Source organism: Achromobacter sp. EB05 (assembly GCF_044232075.1).
GTDB lineage: Bacteria > Pseudomonadota > Gammaproteobacteria > Burkholderiales > Burkholderiaceae_B > Achromobacter > Achromobacter dolens.
This window is the reverse complement of sequence record NZ_CP155917.1, coordinates 2,494,316-2,515,245: the sequence shown is the minus strand read 5'-3', so window position 1 is coordinate 2,515,245 and position 20,930 is coordinate 2,494,316. Positions and strand designations below refer to the sequence as shown.

At 65.7% G+C, this 20,930-nt stretch carries 18 protein-coding genes; 11 read left to right on the top strand and 7 right to left on the bottom strand.

The window, feature by feature from the left end; all coding sequences use genetic code 11:
• Positions 1–11 precede the first annotated feature (11 nt).
• From cheA to flhD, 6 genes are all read right to left on the bottom strand, one after another.
• Positions 12–2,138: a chemotaxis protein CheA gene (cheA, locus tag AAID08_RS11530; RefSeq protein WP_269874910.1), complete on the bottom strand. Its 2,127-nt coding sequence runs from the start codon at positions 2,136–2,138 to the stop codon at positions 12–14.
• Positions 2,139–2,167: 29 nt separating this feature from the next.
• Complete coding sequence (locus AAID08_RS11525; protein WP_054504153.1) at positions 2,168–2,548, bottom strand: response regulator; 381 nt, start codon at positions 2,546–2,548, stop codon at positions 2,168–2,170.
• Between the two features lie 2 nt (positions 2,549–2,550).
• The gene (gene motB, locus AAID08_RS11520; RefSeq protein WP_054504152.1) at positions 2,551–3,540 is read right to left on the bottom strand and encodes a flagellar motor protein MotB; all 990 of its coding nucleotides are present in this window, start codon (positions 3,538–3,540) and stop codon (positions 2,551–2,553) included.
• An 11-nt stretch (positions 3,541–3,551) separates the two neighbouring features.
• Positions 3,552–4,421: a flagellar motor stator protein MotA gene (gene motA, locus AAID08_RS11515; RefSeq protein ID WP_006387509.1), complete on the bottom strand. Its 870-nt coding sequence runs from the start codon at positions 4,419–4,421 to the stop codon at positions 3,552–3,554.
• Between the two features lie 117 nt (positions 4,422–4,538).
• Positions 4,539–5,120, bottom strand: a complete 582-nt coding sequence (flhC, locus tag AAID08_RS11510) for a flagellar transcriptional regulator FlhC (RefSeq protein WP_054504151.1) — start codon at positions 5,118–5,120, stop codon at positions 4,539–4,541.
• A 31-nt stretch (positions 5,121–5,151) separates the two neighbouring features.
• The gene (gene flhD, locus AAID08_RS11505) at positions 5,152–5,475 is read right to left on the bottom strand and encodes a flagellar transcriptional regulator FlhD (protein WP_006219025.1); all 324 of its coding nucleotides are present in this window, start codon (positions 5,473–5,475) and stop codon (positions 5,152–5,154) included.
• A 429-nt stretch (positions 5,476–5,904) separates the two neighbouring features.
• Between flhD and AAID08_RS11500 the strand changes: the two genes are divergently transcribed.
• From AAID08_RS11500 to rfbF, 5 genes are all read left to right on the top strand, one after another.
• Complete coding sequence (locus AAID08_RS11500; RefSeq protein WP_064525472.1) at positions 5,905–6,660, top strand: RNA polymerase sigma factor FliA; 756 nt, start codon at positions 5,905–5,907, stop codon at positions 6,658–6,660.
• A 194-nt stretch (positions 6,661–6,854) separates the two neighbouring features.
• Positions 6,855–8,459, top strand: coding sequence for a methyltransferase regulatory domain-containing protein (locus AAID08_RS11495; protein WP_054460763.1), 1,605 nt, complete (start codon positions 6,855–6,857; stop codon positions 8,457–8,459).
• Between the two features lie 279 nt (positions 8,460–8,738).
• Complete coding sequence (locus AAID08_RS11490) at positions 8,739–10,418, top strand: flagellin (RefSeq protein WP_116793272.1); 1,680 nt, start codon at positions 8,739–8,741, stop codon at positions 10,416–10,418.
• A gap of 246 nt (positions 10,419–10,664) precedes the next feature.
• Complete coding sequence (locus tag AAID08_RS11485; protein WP_116793273.1) at positions 10,665–14,066, top strand: bifunctional class I SAM-dependent methyltransferase/glycosyltransferase; 3,402 nt, start codon at positions 10,665–10,667, stop codon at positions 14,064–14,066.
• On the top strand, positions 14,063–14,833 hold the full coding sequence (gene rfbF / locus AAID08_RS11480) for a glucose-1-phosphate cytidylyltransferase (RefSeq protein ID WP_116793274.1): 771 nt from the start codon (positions 14,063–14,065) through the stop codon (positions 14,831–14,833). Before AAID08_RS11485 ends, rfbF begins: the two co-directional genes overlap by 4 nt.
• Before the next feature lie 78 nt (positions 14,834–14,911).
• Here rfbF and AAID08_RS11475 read toward each other — a convergent pair whose 3' ends face one another.
• Positions 14,912–15,661 (bottom strand): class I SAM-dependent methyltransferase, encoded by a 750-nt coding sequence (locus AAID08_RS11475; protein ID WP_054431985.1) that lies wholly within the window; start codon positions 15,659–15,661, stop codon positions 14,912–14,914.
• Between the two features lie 254 nt (positions 15,662–15,915).
• Between AAID08_RS11475 and rfbG the strand changes: the two genes are divergently transcribed.
• The 6 genes from rfbG to AAID08_RS11445 are packed head-to-tail and all read left to right on the top strand — an operon-like array spanning position 15,916 to position 20,878.
• The gene (rfbG, locus tag AAID08_RS11470; protein WP_116793275.1) at positions 15,916–16,986 is read left to right on the top strand and encodes a CDP-glucose 4,6-dehydratase; all 1,071 of its coding nucleotides are present in this window, start codon (positions 15,916–15,918) and stop codon (positions 16,984–16,986) included.
• On the top strand, positions 16,983–17,540 hold the full coding sequence (rfbC, locus tag AAID08_RS11465; RefSeq protein ID WP_395757654.1) for a dTDP-4-dehydrorhamnose 3,5-epimerase: 558 nt from the start codon (positions 16,983–16,985) through the stop codon (positions 17,538–17,540). Before rfbG ends, rfbC begins: the two co-directional genes overlap by 4 nt.
• The gene (locus AAID08_RS11460; protein ID WP_116793277.1) at positions 17,537–18,781 is read left to right on the top strand and encodes a class I SAM-dependent methyltransferase; all 1,245 of its coding nucleotides are present in this window, start codon (positions 17,537–17,539) and stop codon (positions 18,779–18,781) included. Before rfbC ends, AAID08_RS11460 begins: the two co-directional genes overlap by 4 nt.
• Positions 18,778–19,602: an NAD(P)-dependent oxidoreductase gene (locus AAID08_RS11455; RefSeq protein WP_116793278.1), complete on the top strand. Its 825-nt coding sequence runs from the start codon at positions 18,778–18,780 to the stop codon at positions 19,600–19,602. Before AAID08_RS11460 ends, AAID08_RS11455 begins: the two co-directional genes overlap by 4 nt.
• On the top strand, positions 19,603–20,358 hold the full coding sequence (locus tag AAID08_RS11450) for a cephalosporin hydroxylase family protein (protein WP_116793279.1): 756 nt from the start codon (positions 19,603–19,605) through the stop codon (positions 20,356–20,358).
• A gap of 19 nt (positions 20,359–20,377) precedes the next feature.
• The gene (locus AAID08_RS11445) at positions 20,378–20,878 is read left to right on the top strand and encodes a DapH/DapD/GlmU-related protein (RefSeq protein ID WP_116793280.1); all 501 of its coding nucleotides are present in this window, start codon (positions 20,378–20,380) and stop codon (positions 20,876–20,878) included.
• Positions 20,879–20,930 lie beyond the last annotated feature (52 nt).

The following is a 20,930-nucleotide window of genomic DNA, read 5'->3' as shown; positions in this document are numbered from 1 at the left end:
CTATTTCTCCATCAATTCAGAATGGCTTCGGGCTGCGACCAACGCTCACGGTTGGCGCGCGCAAGCGCAAATACGTCGACGATCAGCGCCACGCTGCCATCGCCCAGGATGGTGGCGGCGGAGATGCCGGGGACCTTGCGGTAATTCGACTCTAGGTTCTTCACCACCACCTGGTGCTGGCCGATCAGGTGATCCACCAGCAACGCGAAACGGCGGTCTTCGGCCTGCATGATGACGGCGATGGCCTGGGTCGGGTCGGTCTGGGCCTCGCTGACCGAGAACACGCGGTGCATTTCGACCAGCGGCAGGTACTCGCCGCGCACGTGCATGACGCGCTCGTTGCCAGCCACGGAGTAGATCTGGTCGTTGGTCGGCTGCAGCGATTCGGTCACGTGGTTCAGCGGCAGGATGAAGGTCTCTTCGCCCACCCGCACCGACATGCCGTCCAGGATCGCCAGCGTCAGCGGCAGCACGATGCGCGTGGTGGTGCCGTTGCCCGGCTCGCACGACAATTGCACGTGGCCGCCCATGTCCTGGATGTTCCGGCGCACCACGTCCATGCCGACGCCGCGGCCGGAGATGTCGGTGACCTTCTCGGCCGTGGAGAAGCCCGGCGCGAAGATCAGTTGCCAGATTTCGTCGTCCGGCGAGTTCTCGTTGACAGGCAGGCCCTGGGCCATGGCCTTCTTGAGGATCTTCTCGCGATTCAGGCCGGCGCCGTCGTCGCTGACCTCGATGACGATGTTGCCGCCATTGTGCTGGGCAGACAGCACCAGTTGGCCGACCGGATCCTTGCCGGCGGCGACGCGCTTCTCGGGCGTCTCGATGCCGTGGTCCAGGCTGTTGCGCACCAGGTGCGTCAGCGGATCGATGATGCGCTCGATCAGGCTCTTGTCGAGTTCGGTGGCGCGGCCGTAGGTCTGCAATTCGATCTGCTTGCCCATCTTGCCGGCGATGTCGCGCACCAGGCGCGGGAAGCGGCTGAAGACGTAGTCCATCGGCATCATGCGGATCGACATGACGGCTTCCTGCAGGTCGCGCGCGTTGCGCTCGAGCTGCTCCATGCCATTGAGCAGGCGGTCGTGCAGCACCGGGTCCAGCGTCGACGCGGTCTGCGCCAGCATGGCCTGGGTGATGACCAGTTCGCCCACCAGGTTGATGACCTGGTCGACTTTTTCCACGCCGACGCGGATCGAGGTGGATTCCTTGTCGACGTGGGCCGGAGCCGCGGCGCGGCTGGTGCGCGAGGCCTGCGAGATGGCTTCGGCAGCGGCGGCCGACTCGGCCACGGCGGGCGCGGCAACAGGCGCCGGCGCGGGTTCAGGGGCCACCGCCGGGGCCACGGCGGGCGCCGCCGCCGCGACGGGCGCGGGCGCCGCCTCTGCCGCGCTGGCCGGCGGCGCTTCACGGGCGATGTTGAGCTGGTCGGCGTCGACGATGAAGCAGCAGACGGCCTCGATGTCGTCCGGGGTGCAGGTGCTGTCGACCCAGACGGTCAGCACGCCGTTGGCACGCTGGCTGGCCTTGACCTGGCCGAGGTTGCCCATCTCTTCGAGCAGCGACTCGGCGTCCTTGTCCGACACCTTGGTGATGCGCACGCGCAGCGGCAGGCCGGCGGCATCGGCGGCAGGAGCCGCCTCGACCACGGGCGCGGGCTCGACCACGGGCGGGGCCTGCACCGGCGGCGGGGCGACCGGCGCAGGCGCGGCGGCCGGGGCTGCGGCAGCCGCAGGATCCTTGTGCTCGAGGGCGAGCTGCCTCAACACCGCGCAGATGCGCTCAAACACGGCTTCATCGGGCTCTTCGGAGGCCCGGTAGGCATCCAGTTGGCTTTTGAGCACGTCTTTCGTTTCCAAGAAAATATCAATCATGTCCGTACGCAGCGCCATTTCGCCGCGACGGATCGCGTCCAGAAGGTTTTCAAGCAGATGGGTGGTGCCCGCCAGCTGGTTGAAGCAGCCGAACGTCGCCGCGCCGCCCTTGATCGAGTGGGCCGCGCGGAAAATGGCATTGAGCTGCTCGATGTCGGGCGCGCCGACGTCGAGCTCGAGCAGCAACTGCTCCATTTGCGCGAGCAGTTCGTCCGCCTCGTCGAAAAAGGTCTCGTAAAACTGACTGAGGTCCAAACCAGAACTCATGACCCGTACGCCTTCATAAATGAACTTGCCTACGCGCCGGATTGCTCATCGAGCAATTCGGACGCCAATTCCACCAGCACATCGGGATCGACCGGCTTGGACAGCCAGCCGCATACGCCCAGATCCCGCGCCGCCATCTTGCTGTCCACGTCGTCTTCGGTGGTCAGCACCAGCACCGGCACGTCCAGGTACTGTTCCTGTTCGCGCAGGCCCTGGATCAGTTGCAGGCCGCCCATCACGGGCATGTTCCAGTCGCTCACCACCAGGTCCACCGGATGGTTTTTGGCCACCTCCAGCGCTTCCTGGCCGTTGCCGGCCGTCAATACCTTCCATCCCGCGCCCGTCAGCGTCGCCTGGACGATCATTCTCATCGTCGCCGAATCGTCCGCCACCAGAATCGTTGCCGCCATTGCTATCGAGCCCCTTCGGCGGGCGGCGTTGCCGCCGCGTCGCCCTGCTTGGTTGCCGTCGTGGCCTGGGCGGCGGCGTTCACCGCCTCCACGGCCGTTCCAACCTCGCGGGCATCCTTGGCGCTGACGTCCGCGGCCGCGGCGTTCTCGCTTTCGATGCGCCGCTGGGTGCTCTGGTTGAGCACCACTAGGCTGATACGTCTATTAACGGCCGCATATGGATCATCTTTAACGAGACTCATGCTCGAGGACAGACCCTGGATGCGCATGACCTTGCTTTCATTCATGCCGCCGGCCACCAGTTCCTGGCGCGAGGCGTTCGCACGATCGGCCGAAAGTTCCCAGTTGCTATAGGCGCGCTCGCCGCGGGCGTACTGCGACGCGTCGGTGTGGCCCGAGATGCTGACCTTGTTGGGCAGCTCGTTCAGAACCGGCCCCAATTCCCGCAGGATGTCGCGCATGTAGGGCTGCACCTCGGCGCGACCGGTGGCGAACATGGGGCGGTTCTGGTTGTCGATGATCTGGATCCGCAGACCTTCGGTGGTCAGGTCGATCAGCAATTGGGGCCGGAAGCTCTTGAGCACCGGACTGTTCTCGATGACGTTTTCCAGCCGCCTCTTGAGGTTTTCCAGGCGGTGCTGGTCGCGCCGTTCGGCATCACCCATCGGCTGGGCCTCGACCCGGTTGCCCTGGGCGCGGCGCTCGTCGCCGTCGCTGCGCAGCGGGTCGCGGCCGCCCCCGGGGACCGCGCTGGTCTCGGCCGAGCTGCTGGGACCGCCGGTCAGCGCCACGCGCAAGGGCATGCGGAAGTATTCGGCGATGCCCTTGAGTTCCTCGCGCGGCACGATGCTGATCAGCCACATCACCAGGAAGAACGCCATCATCGCCGTGATGAAGTCGGCGTAGGCGATCTTCCAGCTTCCGCCGTGGTGTCCGCCGCCGTGGACTTTCTTGCGGCGGATCACCACACGGTGGTTGTTTACCGTGCTCATGGCCCGCTCCGTCAGGCCTTGGCGGTGGACTTGGTCTGCCGGACGTGCTCTTCCAGCTCACCGAAAGTCGGCCGCACCGACGAATACAGCACCTTGCGGCCGAATTCGACCGCGAGCTGCGGCGGGTAGCCGTTCATGCTGGCCAGCAGCGTGGTCTTGATACATTCCAGCACCTTCATGGCCTCGTCCGTGCGGCGCTCGATGCGCGAGGCCAGCGGACCGACGAAGCCGTAGGCAAGCAGAATGCCCAGGAAGGTGCCCACCATGGCCTTGGAAATCAGGTCGCCGAGAATGGCGGGCGGCTGATCCACGGCGGCCAGTGCCTTGATCACGCCCAGCACCGCGGCCACGATACCGAACGCAGGCAGGCCGTCGGCCATCTGCCGGATCATGCTGGCAGGCACTTCGCGCTCGTGGCGGTAGGTTTCGATTTCCTCGTCCATGAGCGTTTCGATCTCGAACGAGCTCATGTTGCCGCTGATCATGATGCGCAGGTAGTCCGTGATGAACTCCATGAGCTTCTCGTCCTTGGCGATGCGCGGATACTCGCTGAAGATCGGACTGGAGGCAGGATCCTCGATGTGCGATTCGATCGCCATCAGGCCTTCGCGGCGCGCCTTGTTCAGCAGCACGTACAGGAGCGCCATGAGCTCCATGTAGACGTCCTTGCCGTAGCGCGAGCTTTTCAGCGTGTCGGGCAGCGCCTTCTTCACGAGCATCAGCGATTTCTTGCTGTTGCCGGCCAGGAAGGCGCCGAAGGCCGCGCCGAAGATCAGCGTCAACTCGAACGGCTGGTAAAGCGCGCCCATGTGGCCGCCCAGCGCTACGAAGCTGCCGATGACCGACACGATCACCACTAGAAAACCGATAACAATCAACACATCAGGCCCCTGCCAACGAAGTCTAAAACCGGCGTCAATGATCCCCTGTTCCCCCCGTCCCAAAAAGGCGGGTTACGGGGAGTTTTCCAGGGCTTTTGATGTATTTGGACGCGCCGCTCAGGAACGGGCGGCGTCTACGGCTGGCACGGATCGGCTGCCCGCGCGCGCCTTGGCGGCGGCACGGGTCTTGCCGGCCCGGGGTGGCGGACGGCAGATTGCGCACACGAAATCCGACTGCGGATCATGCGCGTGCGCAATGAAATGCCCGCCACACTGGCGGCAGGCGGAAAGCTGCAGCATGCCGCTATCGAAGAACCGCACCAGCATCCAGGCCCGGGTGAAGCTCAGCACGGGCTCGGCGGATTCGGCGTTGTCCACGCCGGCGTTCTCGAGATAGAGGCGGTACGCGTCGATGATGGCGCGGATGCCCTTGCTGCTGGTGCGCGTGTTCAGGAACGAATACACGTTGTAGAACAGCGAGGAATGGATGTTCGGCAACCAGGTCATGAACCAGTCGACCGAAAAAGGCAGCATGCCCTTCGGTGGCGAGCAACCGCGGATTTCGCGGTACAGACGTGCCAGGCGGTCGTGGCTGAGGCTGGTTTCAGCCTCCAACACCTGCAGCCGCGCGCCCAGAGTGATCATGGAGCTGGCTAGCAGGATGTCATCCGCTTCCTGCGAAACGCTCTTGGTGGCCATTACACGTGTCCGAGTGGGAATCGACAGGCCGTCAGGCCAGTTCTTCAACAGGTTGCTTGGCCAGCAGGATCGTCGCGTGCGCTTGCTGCAGCGCGCCGCCCAGCACGTCGTGGGTCAGGGCCGACAGCAGGCTGTAGTCGTCGAAACGGAAACGGCACAGGAGCGAACTGGAGCTGGCCAGCTTCACCAGCTGAGCCGGAGAAAGACGCATCAGGATATCGGCAACCTCGTTGCTGAAACCCAGACGGAACATCGATGCAGCATAGTCATCGCGCAGCATGCGCTGCGCGAGAAGCAGGTAGGACAGATTCACCTCACGGATATCTGCCAGCAAAGAATTTTCGACTTGTTGCACGCCCGACTCCCTATTCCCTATCCCACCGAAGGGGCTTGATAACCAAGGACAATGGCAACGTTTGTTGCACAGTGTCCGCTGCATCCTGTTTTAATGCGAAATGTATCATTTGTTCGCAATTTAAGTAAAATTTACCACAGGTCATGTCATTTTCTATGACTTATATGACAAATCTTTGTTGATATCGCGCAACTTGAGACTTTAGATACACCTTGACATAGAAAGTCCTGACAAATGTACGTCAATTTGGCAAATAAGCATTCAAAACGTTGCGTGCTTTAAGGAATGAAATACCGGCTTTTGCCGACAATGACACCTTTCGATCACAAAATATTGCTAGCTTTAGCGTAGCCGCGCGTTTGTCGACAATGTCGCAAATTGACAACAACCGACAATGCGTCACGATGGACACCGCCTGACACTCCCGCAATGCCCCACGCAGATGACAGCTTGGTCGAATATGCCCCGCTAGTGCGGAAGCTGGCCCTGCAATTGCTCGCCCGGCTGCCGGCCAGCGTCGAACTCGACGACCTGATCCAGGCCGGCATGATCGGCCTCTTGGATGCGGTGCGCCGCTACCAGGAGACCGCCGACGCCCAGTTCGAGACCTACGCCACCACCCGCATCCGCGGCGCCATGCTCGACGAACTGCGTGGCCAGGACTGGCTGCCGCGCAGCGTGCGCGCCAAGGCACGCAAGATCGAACAGGCCATCCAGCAACTCGAACAACGCCTGATGCGCGCGCCCTCCGAAGCCGAGATCGCGCAGCAGATGGAGATGCCGCTGGCTGAATATCAGACGCTGTTACACGACGCCCAGGGCGTGCAGATCGTCCACTACGAAGACTTCGCCACCGAGCCCGACACCGCGTCGGGCCAGACCGACTGGACCGCCACGCTGAATCACGGCACCGCCGGCGGCAACCCGCTGGACTCGCTGCTGGCCGGCGATTTCCGCCAGGCGCTGATCCTGGCGATCGACACCCTGCCCGACCGCGAGAAACTGCTGTTGTCGCTGTGCTACGAGCAGGGCCTGAACCTGAAGGAAATCGGCGCGATCATGAACGTGACCGAGGCCCGCGTCTGCCAGCTCCGGTCGCAGGCCACGGCGCGCATCCGCGCCAAGCTGCGCGAACAGGCCTGGCAACACCTGCCCCAGGAAGGGCAGATCGCGCAGATTATCTGACGGGCGCAGCCGCCGGACCGGATGCCCCGTCCGACGCCCAGGCGGCGCGCCTTGCGTCCGGAATTCCGGGAAAATCGGACGTTGTTCATGCCATTACGCCCCCGGCGCCCTTGTTAGCCTTCCACGCTGACACCAATAATGGTGCGCGCGGCGATCCGCCGCCGGCCGCGCACCGCGATCCCTGGAATTTCGCCATGAGCGCACCCGACGTCCTGACGCAGGCCATTTCCGACGCCTACGACGAAACCCCGTACATTTCCCTGCCCTTTTCCTACACCTCGCCCGGCAACCTGCGCGCGGTCGCGCACCTGTACCAGTTGCCGGCGCCGGCGCTGGAGCAGGCCCGGGTGCTGGAACTGGGCTGCGCCGCCGGCGGCAACCTGTTGCCATTCGCGCTGGCCTACCCCGAGGCCCGCGTCGTCGGCATCGACCTGTCGCCGCAGCAGATTGACGCGGGCCGGCTGATCGCGGAAGCGGCGGGCGCGCGTAATCTCGACCTGCGGGCCATGAGCCTGACGGACATCACCGCCGACTTCGGCACTTTCGACTACATCATCTGCCACGGCGTGTTCAGCTGGGTGCCGCCGGAGGTGCGTGACGCGATCCTGCGCATCTGCCGCGAAAACCTGGCGCCGCAAGGCATCGCCTACGTCAGCTACAACACCTATCCGGGCTGGAAGGCGTCCGACGTGATCCGCGACGCCATGATCCTGAACAGCTTCGGCGCGGAAACGCCGCAGGACAAGCTGGTTCGCGCCAAGGCCATGCTGGAATTGATCGAGGGCGGCCTGTGGCAGAGCAACCCGCTGCGCTCGGCGCTGCAGGAAGCCGCCCGCAAGTTGCGCGGACAGACCGATCACTATCTGCTGCACGAATACCTGGAGGCGATCAACACGCCCTGCTATTTCCTGGAATTCGCCGCCGCGGCGCAACAAGCCGGCCTGGCCTACGTGACAGATGCCGAACCGCAATTGACGTTCCCCTCCACGTTCGGCGGCACCGTGGCGCTGGGCCTGAACGGGCTGTCGGTCAACGCCGGCCGGGAAATGCGCGAGCAATACCTCGATTTCGCCATCGGCCGCTCGTTCCGCAAGAGCCTGCTGGTGCATGCCGAGCGCGCCGGCGACATTCTCGACCAACCCGAGGGCGGCGCCTTTGTCGCCATGCATTTCGCCGCCGACCTAACGCCGCTGCCCGGCGCGGCGGGCGCCCCGGCCGGGCAACGCCAGTTCCGCACCGCCGCCGGGACCGCCATCACCACCCAGGATCCGGGCATGATCGCGTTGATGGAAACGCTGGCCCAGGCCTGGCCGCGATCGCTGCCGTTCGCCGCGCTGCTCGAAACCCAGCGCGGACACGCGGCCGACGCGGCGGCCGACACCCTGGCCAACGCGATGATCGGCCACCTGGTGACGCTGGTGCAGGCCAGCGCCCTCCACTACCGCCTGGAACCGGCCGCCTACCAACCCGCGCAGGCCAAGCCGCGCCTGATCCCCGGCGCCCTGCAATTACTACAAGAAGTAACAAAACCGAATTCCCAGGTCGGCATGCACAACCTCTGGCATCACCCGGTCACGGCGCCCACCGACGCCCTGCACCAATATCTGATGCGCCACATCGACGGCGAGCACAGCAGCGCCGAACTGCGCACCCTGGCGCGCGACGCGCTGACCGCGGGACGCCATCCGCACCCGGACGGCAAATCCTACAAGGGCGCCCGCAACCTGGATCCGGTGGCCCAGGAAATCGTCAACAGCCTGCTGGCCGCCCTGCGCCGCGCCGGCCTGCTGCTGCACTGACAGGCCCGTCCGGCGGCCGTGCTCCGGCCGTCGGACAAGTCTGTATATGGTGCTTCCTCACCCGTCCGGTCGCCCGGCCAGACCGTAAGACCAGTCTGTAAGTGGTATCCAACAACATTTTGCGAATACCAAAAAAAAGCCCTAAAGATTGATTTGCGACTGCCGTAATCCTTGCAACGGAGAAATTCGAAGACGCAAGAAATCGAATTCTTCCCGTTACAACGATGGGCGGCCCCGCTGCCCGGTTTGAAGAAGCCTTTCTCTCTTGGGAGCCTAAACATGGCTGCAGTCATTAACACCAACTACTTGTCGCTGGTTGCTCAGAACAACCTGAACAAGTCGCAATCTTCCCTGGGTACCGCCATCGAACGCCTGTCGTCGGGCCTGCGCATCAACAGCGCCAAGGACGACGCCGCCGGTATGGCCATTGCCAACCGCTTCACCGCCAACGTGAAGGGTCTGACCCAAGCCGCTCGTAACGCCAACGACGGTATCTCGCTGGCCCAGACGACGGAAGGCGCCGCCTCCGAAATCAACACCCACCTGCAGCGCGTTCGCGAACTGTCGGTGCAAGCCGGCAACGGCAGCTACTCGCAAGAGCAGCTGAACTCGATGCAAGACGAAATCAACCAGCGTCTGTCGGACATCGACCGCATCTCGCAACAGACCGACTTCAACGGCGTGAAGGTTCTGTCGGCCAACGCCAAGCCCCTGACGCTGCAAGTCGGCGCCAACGACGGCGAAACCATCACCCTGAACCTGTCGGAAATCAGCGTCAAGACGCTGGGTCTGGACGGCTTCAACGTGAACGGCACCGGCGTGACGCAAAACCGCACCGCCACCGTGTCCGACCTGCAAGCCGCTGGCGGTTCCGCCACCGGCAACGACTGGACCGTGACCACGAACCACGCCAGCGCCACCGCTGACCAAGTGTTCGCCAAGCTGGAAGGCGGCAACAAGGTCACCATCGGTACCGGCACCGCCGCTACCGTCTACAGCTACGACGCCGCCAACAAGAACTTCACGTTCACCGACAAGTCGGCCTCGAACGCCGCCACCGTCACCTCGCTGGCCAACTCGCTGCGCCCGGCCACCGGCACCACGACCGCCACCTACACCCACAGCAACGGCTCCGCTTCGACCTCGTTCGAAGTCGACGCCACGGGCAAGGTCACCATCGGCGGTCAAGCCGCCTACCTGGACGCCGCCGGCAACCTGACGACCAACAGCGCCAGCGCCACCGCCGCCACGCTCGACTCCGTCATGACCGCTGCGTCGAACAACACCGGCGCCGCCGGTTCGTCGTCGGTCTCCATCAATGGCAAGACGTACTCCAACACGGGTACGGCCAACCAACTGACGTTCACCAACACCATCGCTTCCGATGCGCTGCTGGCCAACGTCAAGGCTGCCGCCAACTCGACGATCCAGCTGGGTCAAGGCATCACCAGCGCCACGGTCACGCTGGCCAACGGCACCTCGTCCGACACGTACGTCGACGACAAGGGCGCGTTCACGACCACCAAGAACTACACCACCGTCTACACCGTCGATCCCAACACGGGCAAGGCCACGGTCAAGAGCGGCACGGGCACGGGCGACTACGCTCCCAAGGTTGGTTCCACCGCCTACGTCAGCGCCTCGGGCAAGCTGACCACGGACACGACCAGCAAGGGCACGCTGACCACCGATCCGCTGAAGACGCTGGACGCCGCCTTCACCAAGCTGGACAAGCTGACCGGTGAACTGGGTGCCGTGCAGAACCGCCTGGAATCGACCATCGCCAACCTGAACAACGTGGTCAACAACCTGTCCAACGCCCGTTCGCGTATCCAGGACGCCGACTACGCCACGGAAGTGTCGAACATGTCGAAGGCCCAGATCCTGCAACAGGCTGGCACCTCGGTTCTGGCGCAAGCCAACCAAGTGCCGCAAACCGTGCTGTCGCTCCTGCGTTAATTCACGGCAAAGCAGTACGGACGGGGGAAGCTCCGGCTTCCCCCCGGCCAGCCGGCCACGGCCCTTCGCGCCATGGCCGGCCCCTCGAACCCGCCTCCCGGCGGGTTTTTTCATTCCCGCTCGCTTCGATCGGTTTCATCCAAACTGGCGGGGAATTGGCATGCTGATTCGCTGAATGGGCGCGGGCCGGCGTCCATAGAATGAGCGCAATAGTCTCCCGAGGCTCGCCCCTCCTTCGCACGCCACATGTCTTATCCGGCCCATACCCAACGACAAGCCGCCGCCGACCCCGGACGCCTGGCTCCCAGCCACTCCCCCGCCCGGTTGCGCGCGACCGCCCATCTGTACGGGGTCGACAGCGTCCCCCTGGAACATGCCCGCGTGCTGGCGATCGGCTGCGGCGATGGCGCCGGCCTGCTGCCCTTCGCCCTGGCCCATCCGCAGGCCCAGGCGGTCGGCATCGACGCATCCGAGGCCCTGGTGGCCCAGGGCACGGCGGCCGCCCAGCGGCTGGGCGCGGCCAACCTGCGGCTGTACGTGGGAGAAGCCGCCGACATCGGCACCCAGCTGGGCCAGTTCGACTACGTGATCGTCACCGGCCTCTATAGTTACCTGCCGGCGCCGGCGCAGCAGGTATTGCTGCAGGCCTGCGGACAGCTGCTGTCGCCGCAGGGCATCCTCTACCTGGACAGCCACGTCTATCCGGGCGCCAAGTCGCTGGAAGTGGTGCGCGACGCCATCATGCTGCACGGCCACGCCGCGCAGAACGACGCCGAACTGCGCCAGAGCGCCACGGCGGCGCTGTCCCTGTTCAAGGACGGCCTGGCGGCGTCCAACCCGCACGCCTCGACCCTGGCGGCCGCGGCGGAGCAATTCGCCCGCGCGCTTAGCGACACGGCGGCCGGCGCCAACCCGCTGTCCTGCAACCCCAGCTATTTCGTCGAACTGGCCGGCGTGGCCGCCCAGGCGGGGCTCGCCTATCTGGGTGATGCACAGCCGCTGAGCGAATTGCCGCTGTCGTTCGGCCAGGGAGTGTCGCTCAACCACAGCCTGCTGGCCATGGGACAGCCGGTTACGGTGCGCCAGCAATACCTCGACTTCGCCACCGGGCGCGCGTTCCGCCAGGGCCTCTGGCTGCGTGACGAACGGGCCGCCGAGGTCCAGCGTCCGGACCTGGCGCGGCTGCGCGACCTGCGTTTCGCGTCCGGCCCGATCCGGCTGGCCGCCAATGGCCAGGAACAAGGCGCCACCTATGTGAATCACCTGGGCCGCGCCCTGGTCACGCACGACGCCGACGTGGTGACGGTGGTGGACACGTTGGCGCATGCCTGGCCCGGCTCGCTGCCCTACAGCACCCTGCTGGCGGTCCTGCTGTACCGCAACCAGATCGACAACGATGCCGGGACCAGGATCCTGCAGCGCGTCCTGCAGACGCTGCTCGAGCACGATCTGGCGCACTACTGCCTCGACCGCGGTCCCTATGACACCGAGGGCGGCGACACCTTCCACCTGCTGCCGTTCATGACCGAAGCGGTGGCGGACGGCGAACCCGCGCTGCCCCGCTTCAATCTCTGGCACGAGGCCGTCAACTACCTGCCGCCGCCCGAGCAGGCGGCGGTCGTGGCCAACCTCGCGGCGGGCCGCCTGCCCAGCGCCGCAGCCGACTTCGGCCCCGCCCCCGAGCCCGCGGACGTGGCGGAGACCCTGGCGCTGCTCAAGCGTTATGCCTTGACCCAAGGCGGCCCCAAGGCCTGGGCCGATCTGCTGCGCCGCACGCTCGAGGCCGCGGGGGAAACCTATATGCCGCTGGCGGGCATGTACGCCAGCGCGCGGGCCTGCCAGAGCCTGAATTCCCGGGTGCTGCAGGCCAGCGGACACCAGTCGAACCCGCCCGCCAGCATCGCGGCCCCCGTCAAGCGCATGCACGAACTGATGGTGCAGAAGGCCTACCTCGAGGCGGAACCCGTGGCGCGCCAGCTGACCAAGCTGTCGCCGCGGTTCTGGGATGCCTGGGAAGTCCTGACCGTCGCCTTGTTCAGCACCTTCCGCAGCCCGCAGGCCCTGCTGCCGGCGCTGAGCATGCTGGACCTGGCGCCGGCCGACCCGCAGAGCCACATCGTGCTCGCCGCCGTCCTGACCCAGCTGGGGCGCACCTCCGAGGCGATCGGCGTGGCCCGCCGCGCGATCGAACTGGATCCGCGCAGCGCCGAAACCCATTCGGCCCTGGCCGACGCGCTGGCCGCCGAGCGCCGCTACAAGGAAGCCGAGGCCTGCAACCAGACCGCGCTGGCCCTCGATCCGACCCACCGCAAGGCGCTCATCAACCTGAGCAAGATCTACATCGACTCGGGCGAGGTAACGCAGGCCGAGCTGATGACCCGCCGGACCCTCACGCACTATCCGACTGCTCCCGTGGCCCGCAACAACCTGTTGTTCGCCATGAACTATTCGGACGATCGCACGGCCGAAGAGGTGTTCCAGGCCTACCGCGACTACGACACCGACCTGTGCGTGCCGCTGCGTTCGACCTGGAAGCCGCACGCCAACAAGCGGGATCCGGCGCGCAAGCTGAAGGTCGGTTATGTCTCGCCCGACTTCCGCCAGCATTCCGGCAACTACTTCATCGAGCCGGTGTTCGCCCACCATGACCGCGAGCGCTTCGAGCTGACCGCCTACGCGGAGCTGGTGGCCGAGGACGCCACCACGCCACGCCTGAAGGCCTATTTCGACCACTGGGTGCCCACGGCGGCGCTGACCGACGTGCAACTGGCCGAACGCATCCGCGCCGACGGCATCGACATCCTGATCGACGTCGCCGGCCATACCGCCGGCAACCGCCTGGGCGCGTTCGCGCGCAAGCCGGCGCCGGTATCGCTGACCTGGCTGGGCTTCGGCTACACCACCGGGCTGTCGGCGATCGACTACATCATGACGGACGGCGTCATGCTGCCCGAGGGCTACGAGCACCTGTTCTCGGAAAAGCCCTGGCGGCTGCCGCAAGGCAATTTCATCTACCGCCCTGGCGGCGGCATGGGCGATCCCGGCCCGTTGCCGGCCCTGAAGAATGGTTACGTGACCCTGGGCACGCTGACCCGCGCGATCCGCATGAACGACCGCACGGTCAAGGTCTGGTCCGAGATCCTGCGCCGCCTGCCGCAGGCGCACCTGGTGGTCAACAGCACCAGCTACCGCGACGGCCCGATGTGCGAGCAGTTGATCCGCCGCTTCGAGGCCCACGGCATCGAGCGCCAGCGCCTGGAGATCGGCTGCACCAGCCCGGCCTGGGACGTGCTGCGCGGCATGGACATCGGGCTGGACTGCTTCCCCCACAATTCCGGCGTCACGCTGGTCGAGACCCTCTACATGGGCGTGCCCTACGTGACGCTGGCCGACCGTCCCAGCGTCGGCCGCATCGGCGCCTCGGTGCTCCAGAGTGTCGGCCACCCCGAATGGATCGCCGACAACGAGGCCGCCTACATCGACAAGGTCGTGGCGCTGGCCGGCGACATCCCGGCGTTGCAAACCCTGCGCGGCACGCTGCGCGAGCAGATGCACGCCAGCCCCCTCATGGACGAGCCGGCCTTCGCCCGCAAGTTCGAAGCCGCCCTGCGCGGCATGTTCACGAATTGGTGCGAGAACCAAGCATGAAAGCAATCATTCTGGCCGGCGGCCTGGGCACCCGTATTTCCGAGGAAACGCATACGCGTCCCAAGCCGATGATCGAGATCGGCGGCCGCCCGATCCTGTGGCACATCATGAAAACCTACTCCGCCCACGGCGTGAACGAGTTCGTGATCTGCTGCGGCTACAAGGGCTACATGATCAAGGAGTATTTCGCCAACTACTTCCTGCACATGTCCGACGTCACCTTCGACATGGCCGACAACCACATGGAAGTGCATCAGCGCAAGGCCGAACCCTGGCGCGTGACGCTGGTCGACACCGGCGAGAACACCATGACCGGCGGCCGCCTCAAGCGCGTGGCCGACTACGTCAAGGAAGAAGAGGCGTTCTGCTTCACCTACGGCGACGGCGTGGCGGATGTCGACATCAGCGCCCTCATCGCGTTCCACCGCCGCCATGGCGGCCAGGCGACCGTCACCGCGGTGCAGCCCCCCGGCCGCTATGGCGCGCTGCGGCGCGAAGGCGACCGGGTCACCGGCTTCACCGAGAAGCCGCGCGGCGACGGCGGCCTGATCAATGGCGGCTTCTTCGTGCTGTCGCCCAGCGTGCTGTCGCTGATCGAGAGCGACGACACCAGCTGGGAAGCGGCGCCGCTCGAAGCCCTGAGCCGCGACGGCCAGTTGCACGCCTATGAACACCTGGGCTTCTGGCAGCCGATGGACACGCTGCGCGAGAAGAACCTGCTCGAGTCGTTGTGGAACACGGGCAAGGCGCCATGGAAAGTCTGGTAAGCAGGGACGGCCCGACGTCCCTGCCACCACCGCGCGCGCCCTTGCGGGCGGCGCGGCGTCACTCGAAACGCCCGCTTTTCATTTGATCACCAGGCCCTGCCCGGTGGGCAGTTCCAATACCCGATACCCACGCTTGGCAAACCAGGGATCTTCGGCGTCCTTCTGGGCGCGATACGCCAACCAACCATAGTCGTCCAGGATCAGGACCGCACCGGGAACCATGCGATCGAACAGTATTTCCAGCGCGCCGATTTCCGCGTCGGCATTATTCAGGTCCAGATGCATGAAGGCGATCTTCTCGGGCGCGACATCGTGCAGGACTTCCGGAACCTTGCCCTGGCTGACGGTGACGTTGGGCAGATCGGCAAAACGCTGCGTCACCCAGCTGAACAGTTGCTTGCTGTGTTCGGGCATGGCGTGATGCGGCTGGGACGGATCGTGATCGAACAGATCGTAAAGATAGTAGTGGCGATCGGGATGGGACGAAAAATCGACCGCATCGCAAACGATCCGCGCCGTCGTGCCCTTGTAACAAGCACACTCGACGAAATCGCCTTCCAGGCGCAGGCCATTGCGCACACCCCACAGGACGACGGAAATCCGCCACAGCACCGCCTGTTCGATCGAGGTGCTGGCGTGGTTGCCAAATGCCGTCATCAGAGCGTCGTCTTCCAGAAAGCCCAGATTACGATGATACGTAAAGAGATTGTCCCCGGCGTAGGCCCCGGACACCGCCCCAATTCCATTCAGGGCCGTCTGGATACCTTCATAAAACATATTGGGGTCCTGCAGCCCGAAAAACACTGTCTTCAGGTGATTCTTGCTCATGTCGGATACGCTCAAAACGAATATTGAATGTGATCGCTCAATCATCCGGAAAATTGGATGGTTTTGCGCTGGGTTGCCTTGGTACTGATGTTACAGAAAGCACCTCGCATTTGGACGAAAAACTAGGGGCCGATTTCTCGACTGATCCCCCTATTGCCGCGCACCCATGTCACTAGAATGGGCAGTGTCGCGGAGAACGTCCCTAGAAATCCCATCCACACCATCGCTCGCACCTGATTCCCACTTAAGTACTCATGACCGGGTCCCCCTTGCCCTCTCCCACTTTCTGGCGCGACAAGCGCGTTTTGCTGACCGGTCACACAGGTTTCAAAGGCGGCTGGTTGGCGCTGTGGCTGCACCGGCTGGGCGCACGCGTCACGGGCATCTCCCTTGCGGCCGAAACGACTCCGGCGCTCCACCAGGCCGCGCGCATCGACAGCCTGATCGACGGCCGGCACTGCGACATCCGCGATGCCGCCGCCCTGCGACAACAGGCCCTGGAGGCGCGACCCGAAATCGTGCTGCACCTGGCCGCCCAGGCGCTGGTGCGGCCCAGCTACGCCGAACCGGTGGACACGTTCGCCACCAACGTGATGGGCACCGCGCACCTGCTGGACGCGCTGCGCTCGGCGCCGGACGCCAGGGTGGCCGTCATGGTCACCACCGACAAGGTCTACCGCAACAACGAATGGCCCTACCCGTACCGCGAGCACGACACGCTGGGCGGCCACGATCCCTATAGCGCCAGCAAGGCGGCCAGCGAACTGGTCATCGCCTCGTACCGCGACGCCTTCCTGAAACAACAGGGCCTGGCGGTCGCCAGCGCGCGCGCCGGCAACGTGATCGGCGGCGGCGACTGGTCGGTCGACCGCCTGCTGCCCGACGCCGTGCGCGCCTGGCGCGATGGCGGCGAGCTGCACGTGCGCCGGCCCCAATCGGTGCGGCCGTGGCAACACGTGCTGGAACCCTTGGCCGGCTACCTGACCCTGGCGGAGACGCTATGGCGGGATCCGGCGCTGGCCGACGCCTACAACTTCGGACCGGATGCCGCCGAGGCCGCGCCGGTGCGCACGGTCATCGACCTGGCGCAGGCCGCCTATGGCCGCGGCCGCACGGTCTATGCCGAGCATCCGCAAGGACCGCACGAAGCCGGCCTGCTGACGCTGGATACCTCCAAGGCCCGCGCCGTGCTTGGCGTGGCGCCGCGCTGGCCGCTGGCCACGGCGGTGGCGCGCAGCATGGACTGGTATCGCCGCTTCGACGCGGGCGAGGACGCGCTGGCGCTTTGCCACGCCGACATCGACCGCTACACGGGGCCGCAATGAGCCTGGAAATCCATGACACGCCGCTGGCCGGCCTGAAGCGCGTGCGGCGCCACCCGCGCGGCGATACGCGCGGCTTCCTGGCGCGCCTGTTCGATGCCGAGGCCCTGCGGGCCGCCGGCTGGGACGGCGCCATCGCGCAGGTCAACCATACCCATACCGCCCAGGCCGGCACGGTGCGCGGCATGCACTACCAGTTGCCGCCGCACGCCGAGATGAAGCTGGTCAGTTGCATCCGCGGCGAAGTGTGGGACGTGGCGGTGGACCTGCGCCGCGGCTCGCCCACCTTCCTGCAATGGCACGCCGAGCGCCTGTCCGCCGACAACGGCTGCGCGCTGCTGATCCCGCAGGGTTTCGCCCATGGCTTCCAGACGCTCGGCGACGACGTCGAGATGCTGTATTGCCATTCCGCGGCCTACGCCCCGCAGGCCGAGGCCGGCCTGCATTTCCAGGATGCCCGCCTGGGCATTGCCTGGCCCCTGCCCCCTACCCTGGTGTCCGAGCGCGATCAGAACCATCCGCGCCTGGATGCCGCTTTCCCGGGAGTAGCACTGTGAAGTGCCGCCATTGCCAGGCCGAATTGAGCCTGCCTTTTCTCGACCTGGGCCACGCGCCGCCGTCCAATGCCTACCTGAGCGCCGATGCGCTGCGCGGCCCGGAAACCTGGTTTCCGCTGCGCCTGCTGGTGTGCGAATCGTGCTGGCTGGTCCAGACCGAGGACCACGCCGGCCGCGAAGCCCTGTTCACCGACGACTACGCCTACTTCAGCTCGTTCTCGTCGTCGTGGCTGGCGCATTCGCGCCGCTACGTCGACGCCATGACGGGCCGTTTCGGCCTGGGCCCGCAAAGCATGGTGTGCGAGATCGCCGCCAACGACGGCTACCTGCTGCAGTACGTCCAGGCCGCCGGCATCCCCTGCTACGGCGTCGAACCCACCGCCAGCACGGCGCAGGCCGCGCGCGAACGCGGTATCGACATCGTGCAGCGCTTCTTTGGCGTCGAACTGGGCGACGAGCTGGCCAGCACTGGCCGCGCGGCCGACCTGATCGCCGCCAACAACGTGCTGGCGCACGTGCCGGACATCAACGATTTCGTCTCGGGCTTCGCCGCGCTGCTCAAGCCCCAGGGCGTGGCCACCTTCGAATTCCCGCACCTGCTGCGCATGGTGCGCGAGAACCAGTTCGACACGGCCTATCACGAACACTATTCCTACCTGTCGCTGACCGCGGTCGCGCGCATCTTCCGCGCCAACGGCCTGGCGGTGTTCGACGTCGAGCACCTGCCCACCCACGGCGGCAGCCTGCGCGTGTATGCCCAGCGGCTCGACACCGGCAAGCATGAGGTGACGGCGGAGGTGGCGCGTACGCTGGACGAGGAGCAACAGGCCGGCATGACCGGCGCGGCCTTCTACGAGCGCTTCCAGCAGCAGGCCGAGCGCATCAAGAACGACCTGCTGGCGCTCCTGGTGGAGCTGCGCCGCAACGGCAAGCGGGTGGCCGCCTATGGCGCCGCCGCCAAGGGCAACACGCTGCTGAACTTCGCCGGCGTGCGGCCGGACCTGCTGCCCTACGTGGTGGACCTGAACCCGGCCAAGCAGGGCAAGTACCTGCCGGGCAGCCACATTCCCATCGTCGCCGAGGACGTGCTGCGCCAGGACCAGCCCGAATACATCGTGGTGCTGCCGTGGAACCTGAAGACGGAGGTCTCGCAGCAACTGGCCTACGCGCGCGAGGGCTGGCACGCCAAGCTGGTCACGGCCGTGCCCGGCCTGGCGATCGACGGCGGCCACGACGCATGAACACCGCGCCGGTCACCGTCCTGGGGGCAACGGGCTTCATCGGCCGCCACCTGCTGGCGCGCCTGCGCGCCGACGGCGTCGCCTGCGAGGCGCCGGCGCGAAATGATGCCGGCCTGTTCGACCGCCCCCTGGGTCACGTGATCTACGCCATCGGCCTGACCTCGGACTTCCGCGGCCGGCCGCTGGACACGGTAGAAGCCCACGTCTGCCTGCTGCGGCGCCTGATCGCCGCCGGCCACTTCGACAGCCTGACCTACCTGTCCAGCACCCGCGTATATGCCGGCGCCAGCGACACCCGCGAACAGGCCGCGCTGACGGTCAATCCGAACCACGCCAGCGATCTCTACAACCTCTCAAAGCTGATGGGCGAGTCCCTGTGCCTGCACGGCGGCCATCCGCGGGCCCGGGTAGCGCGCCTGTCCAATATCGTGGGCCTGCGCGACGCGCCCGACAGTTTCATCGACCAACTGCTCGAGGAAGGCGCGCGCGACGGCCGGATCACGCTGCACACCACGCTGTCCTCGCGCAAGGACTACCTGTACATCGACGATGCCGTGGCCCAGATCCTGGCCCTGGCGCAATCGGACGCCACCGGCATTTTCAACGTCGCCCACGGCCAGGGCGTGGACAACCGCGCCATCGCCGACTGCCTGGAAGCCACCCTGGGCTACCGCGTCACCGAAGCGGCCGACGCGCAGCCCTGGGCCTTCGCCGATATCGACACCCAACGCATGCGCACCCGCTTCGGCCTCGCGCCGCGCGCGTTTTCCGATTATTTCCCGCTTTTTCTGGCGCAGTACCGCCAACGCAAAGGAATCTGAATGTCCTACCTTGAAACCACGCCCGACGCGCATCCCGAATACCGCCAGGAAAAGGCCGCCCGCATCGGCTCGTTCGCGACCGACCAGGAATTCCGCGAACTGTCGATCGCCTGGCGCCAGATGGCGCTGGAGCGCAAGTACATGAACAACTTCTCGTGGGCTGGCCGGCCGCTGATCCAACTGCCCATGGACGCCATGGCCATGCAGGAACTGATCTGGGCGGTCAAGCCGGACCTCATCATCGAGACCGGCATCGCCCACGGCGGCTCGCTGATGCTGTCGGCCTCGATGCTGCAGTTGCTGGGCGCCGGCGAGGTGGTCGGCGTGGACATCGAGATCCGCGATCACAACCGTCGCGCCATCGAGGCCCACCCGCTGGCCGGCCGCATCCACCTGATCGAAGGCTCCAGCATCGACCCGGCCACCATCGCCCAGGTCCGTGCGCATGCCGAGGGCAAGAAGAACATCATGGTGTGCCTGGATTCGAACCACACGCACGACCACGTGCTGGCCGAGCTGAACGCCTATGCCGACCTGGTCAGCGTGGGCAGCTACTGCGTGGTGTTCGACACCTTCGTCGAGGACATGCCGGCCGACTACGAATGGCCGGGCCGCCATTGGGGCAAGGGCAACAACCCCAAGACCGCCGTCTGGGAATGGATCAAGAGCCACCCGGAATTCGAGATCGACCGCTCGGTCGAGGATCGGCTGCTGGTGACCTCGGCGCCCGACGGCTTCCTGCGCCGCAAGGCCTGACCGCGCCACAGGCGGCATCATGATCGAGATCGATCCGAGCGCCCGCGTATCGCCGCTGGCCGACATCGAGGATTCCACCCGCGGCACGCGGATCGTGATCGGCCCCGGCGCCGTGGTGGATTCCTTCGTCAAGATCAAGCCCGCCGGCGGCGCCGGGGACGTCATCATCGGCCCCGACTGCGTCATCAATTCCGGCTGCGTGCTCTATACCGGCAACGGCATCCGGATGGGCGCGCGCGTGGCCGTCGCGGCCAACTGCACCTTCGCCCCCGCCAACCACGAATTCCGCCGGCGCGACCTGCCGATCCGGCAACAGGGTTTCCGCCCCAGCAAGGGCGGCATCGTCATCGAGGACGACGTCTGGATCGGCGCCAACTGCGTGCTGCTGGACGGCGCCATCCTGCGCGAAGGCTGCGTCATTGCCGCCGGCAGCATCGTGCGCGGAGAAATCGCCGCTTTCTCGATACAGGGCGGCAACCCCATGCAGGTGTTGGGTTGGCGCGAAGAAACCAAAGATTGATCTATACCCACGGCGCACAGACGCCCGGAACGTCGCAGACAAGCCCTACGAT

What these genes read in the sequence shown, in the direction of transcription:
- AAID08_RS11475 (WP_054431985.1), bottom strand. Translation starts at nt 15,661, where the DNA reads ATGAGCAAGAATCACCTGAAGACAGTGTTTTTCGGGCTGCAGGACCCC.
- AAID08_RS11445 (WP_116793280.1), top strand. Translation starts at nt 20,378, where the DNA reads ATGATCGAGATCGATCCGAGCGCCCGCGTATCGCCGCTGGCCGACATC.
- AAID08_RS11455 (WP_116793278.1), top strand. Translation starts at nt 18,778, where the DNA reads ATGAACACCGCGCCGGTCACCGTCCTGGGGGCAACGGGCTTCATCGGC.
- AAID08_RS11490 (WP_116793272.1), top strand. Translation starts at nt 8,739, where the DNA reads ATGGCTGCAGTCATTAACACCAACTACTTGTCGCTGGTTGCTCAGAAC.
- rfbG (WP_116793275.1), top strand. Translation starts at nt 15,916, where the DNA reads ATGACCGGGTCCCCCTTGCCCTCTCCCACTTTCTGGCGCGACAAGCGC.
- AAID08_RS11500 (WP_064525472.1), top strand. Translation starts at nt 5,905, where the DNA reads ATGCCCCACGCAGATGACAGCTTGGTCGAATATGCCCCGCTAGTGCGG.
- cheA (WP_269874910.1), bottom strand. Translation starts at nt 2,138, where the DNA reads ATGAGTTCTGGTTTGGACCTCAGTCAGTTTTACGAGACCTTTTTCGAC.
- rfbC (WP_395757654.1), top strand. Translation starts at nt 16,983, where the DNA reads ATGAGCCTGGAAATCCATGACACGCCGCTGGCCGGCCTGAAGCGCGTG.
- AAID08_RS11485 (WP_116793273.1), top strand. Translation starts at nt 10,665, where the DNA reads ATGTCTTATCCGGCCCATACCCAACGACAAGCCGCCGCCGACCCCGGA.
- flhC (WP_054504151.1), bottom strand. Translation starts at nt 5,120, where the DNA reads ATGGCCACCAAGAGCGTTTCGCAGGAAGCGGATGACATCCTGCTAGCC.
- AAID08_RS11495 (WP_054460763.1), top strand. Translation starts at nt 6,855, where the DNA reads ATGAGCGCACCCGACGTCCTGACGCAGGCCATTTCCGACGCCTACGAC.
- AAID08_RS11450 (WP_116793279.1), top strand. Translation starts at nt 19,603, where the DNA reads ATGTCCTACCTTGAAACCACGCCCGACGCGCATCCCGAATACCGCCAG.
- AAID08_RS11525 (WP_054504153.1), bottom strand. Translation starts at nt 2,548, where the DNA reads ATGGCGGCAACGATTCTGGTGGCGGACGATTCGGCGACGATGAGAATG.
- rfbF (WP_116793274.1), top strand. Translation starts at nt 14,063, where the DNA reads ATGAAAGCAATCATTCTGGCCGGCGGCCTGGGCACCCGTATTTCCGAG.
- motB (WP_054504152.1), bottom strand. Translation starts at nt 3,540, where the DNA reads ATGAGCACGGTAAACAACCACCGTGTGGTGATCCGCCGCAAGAAAGTC.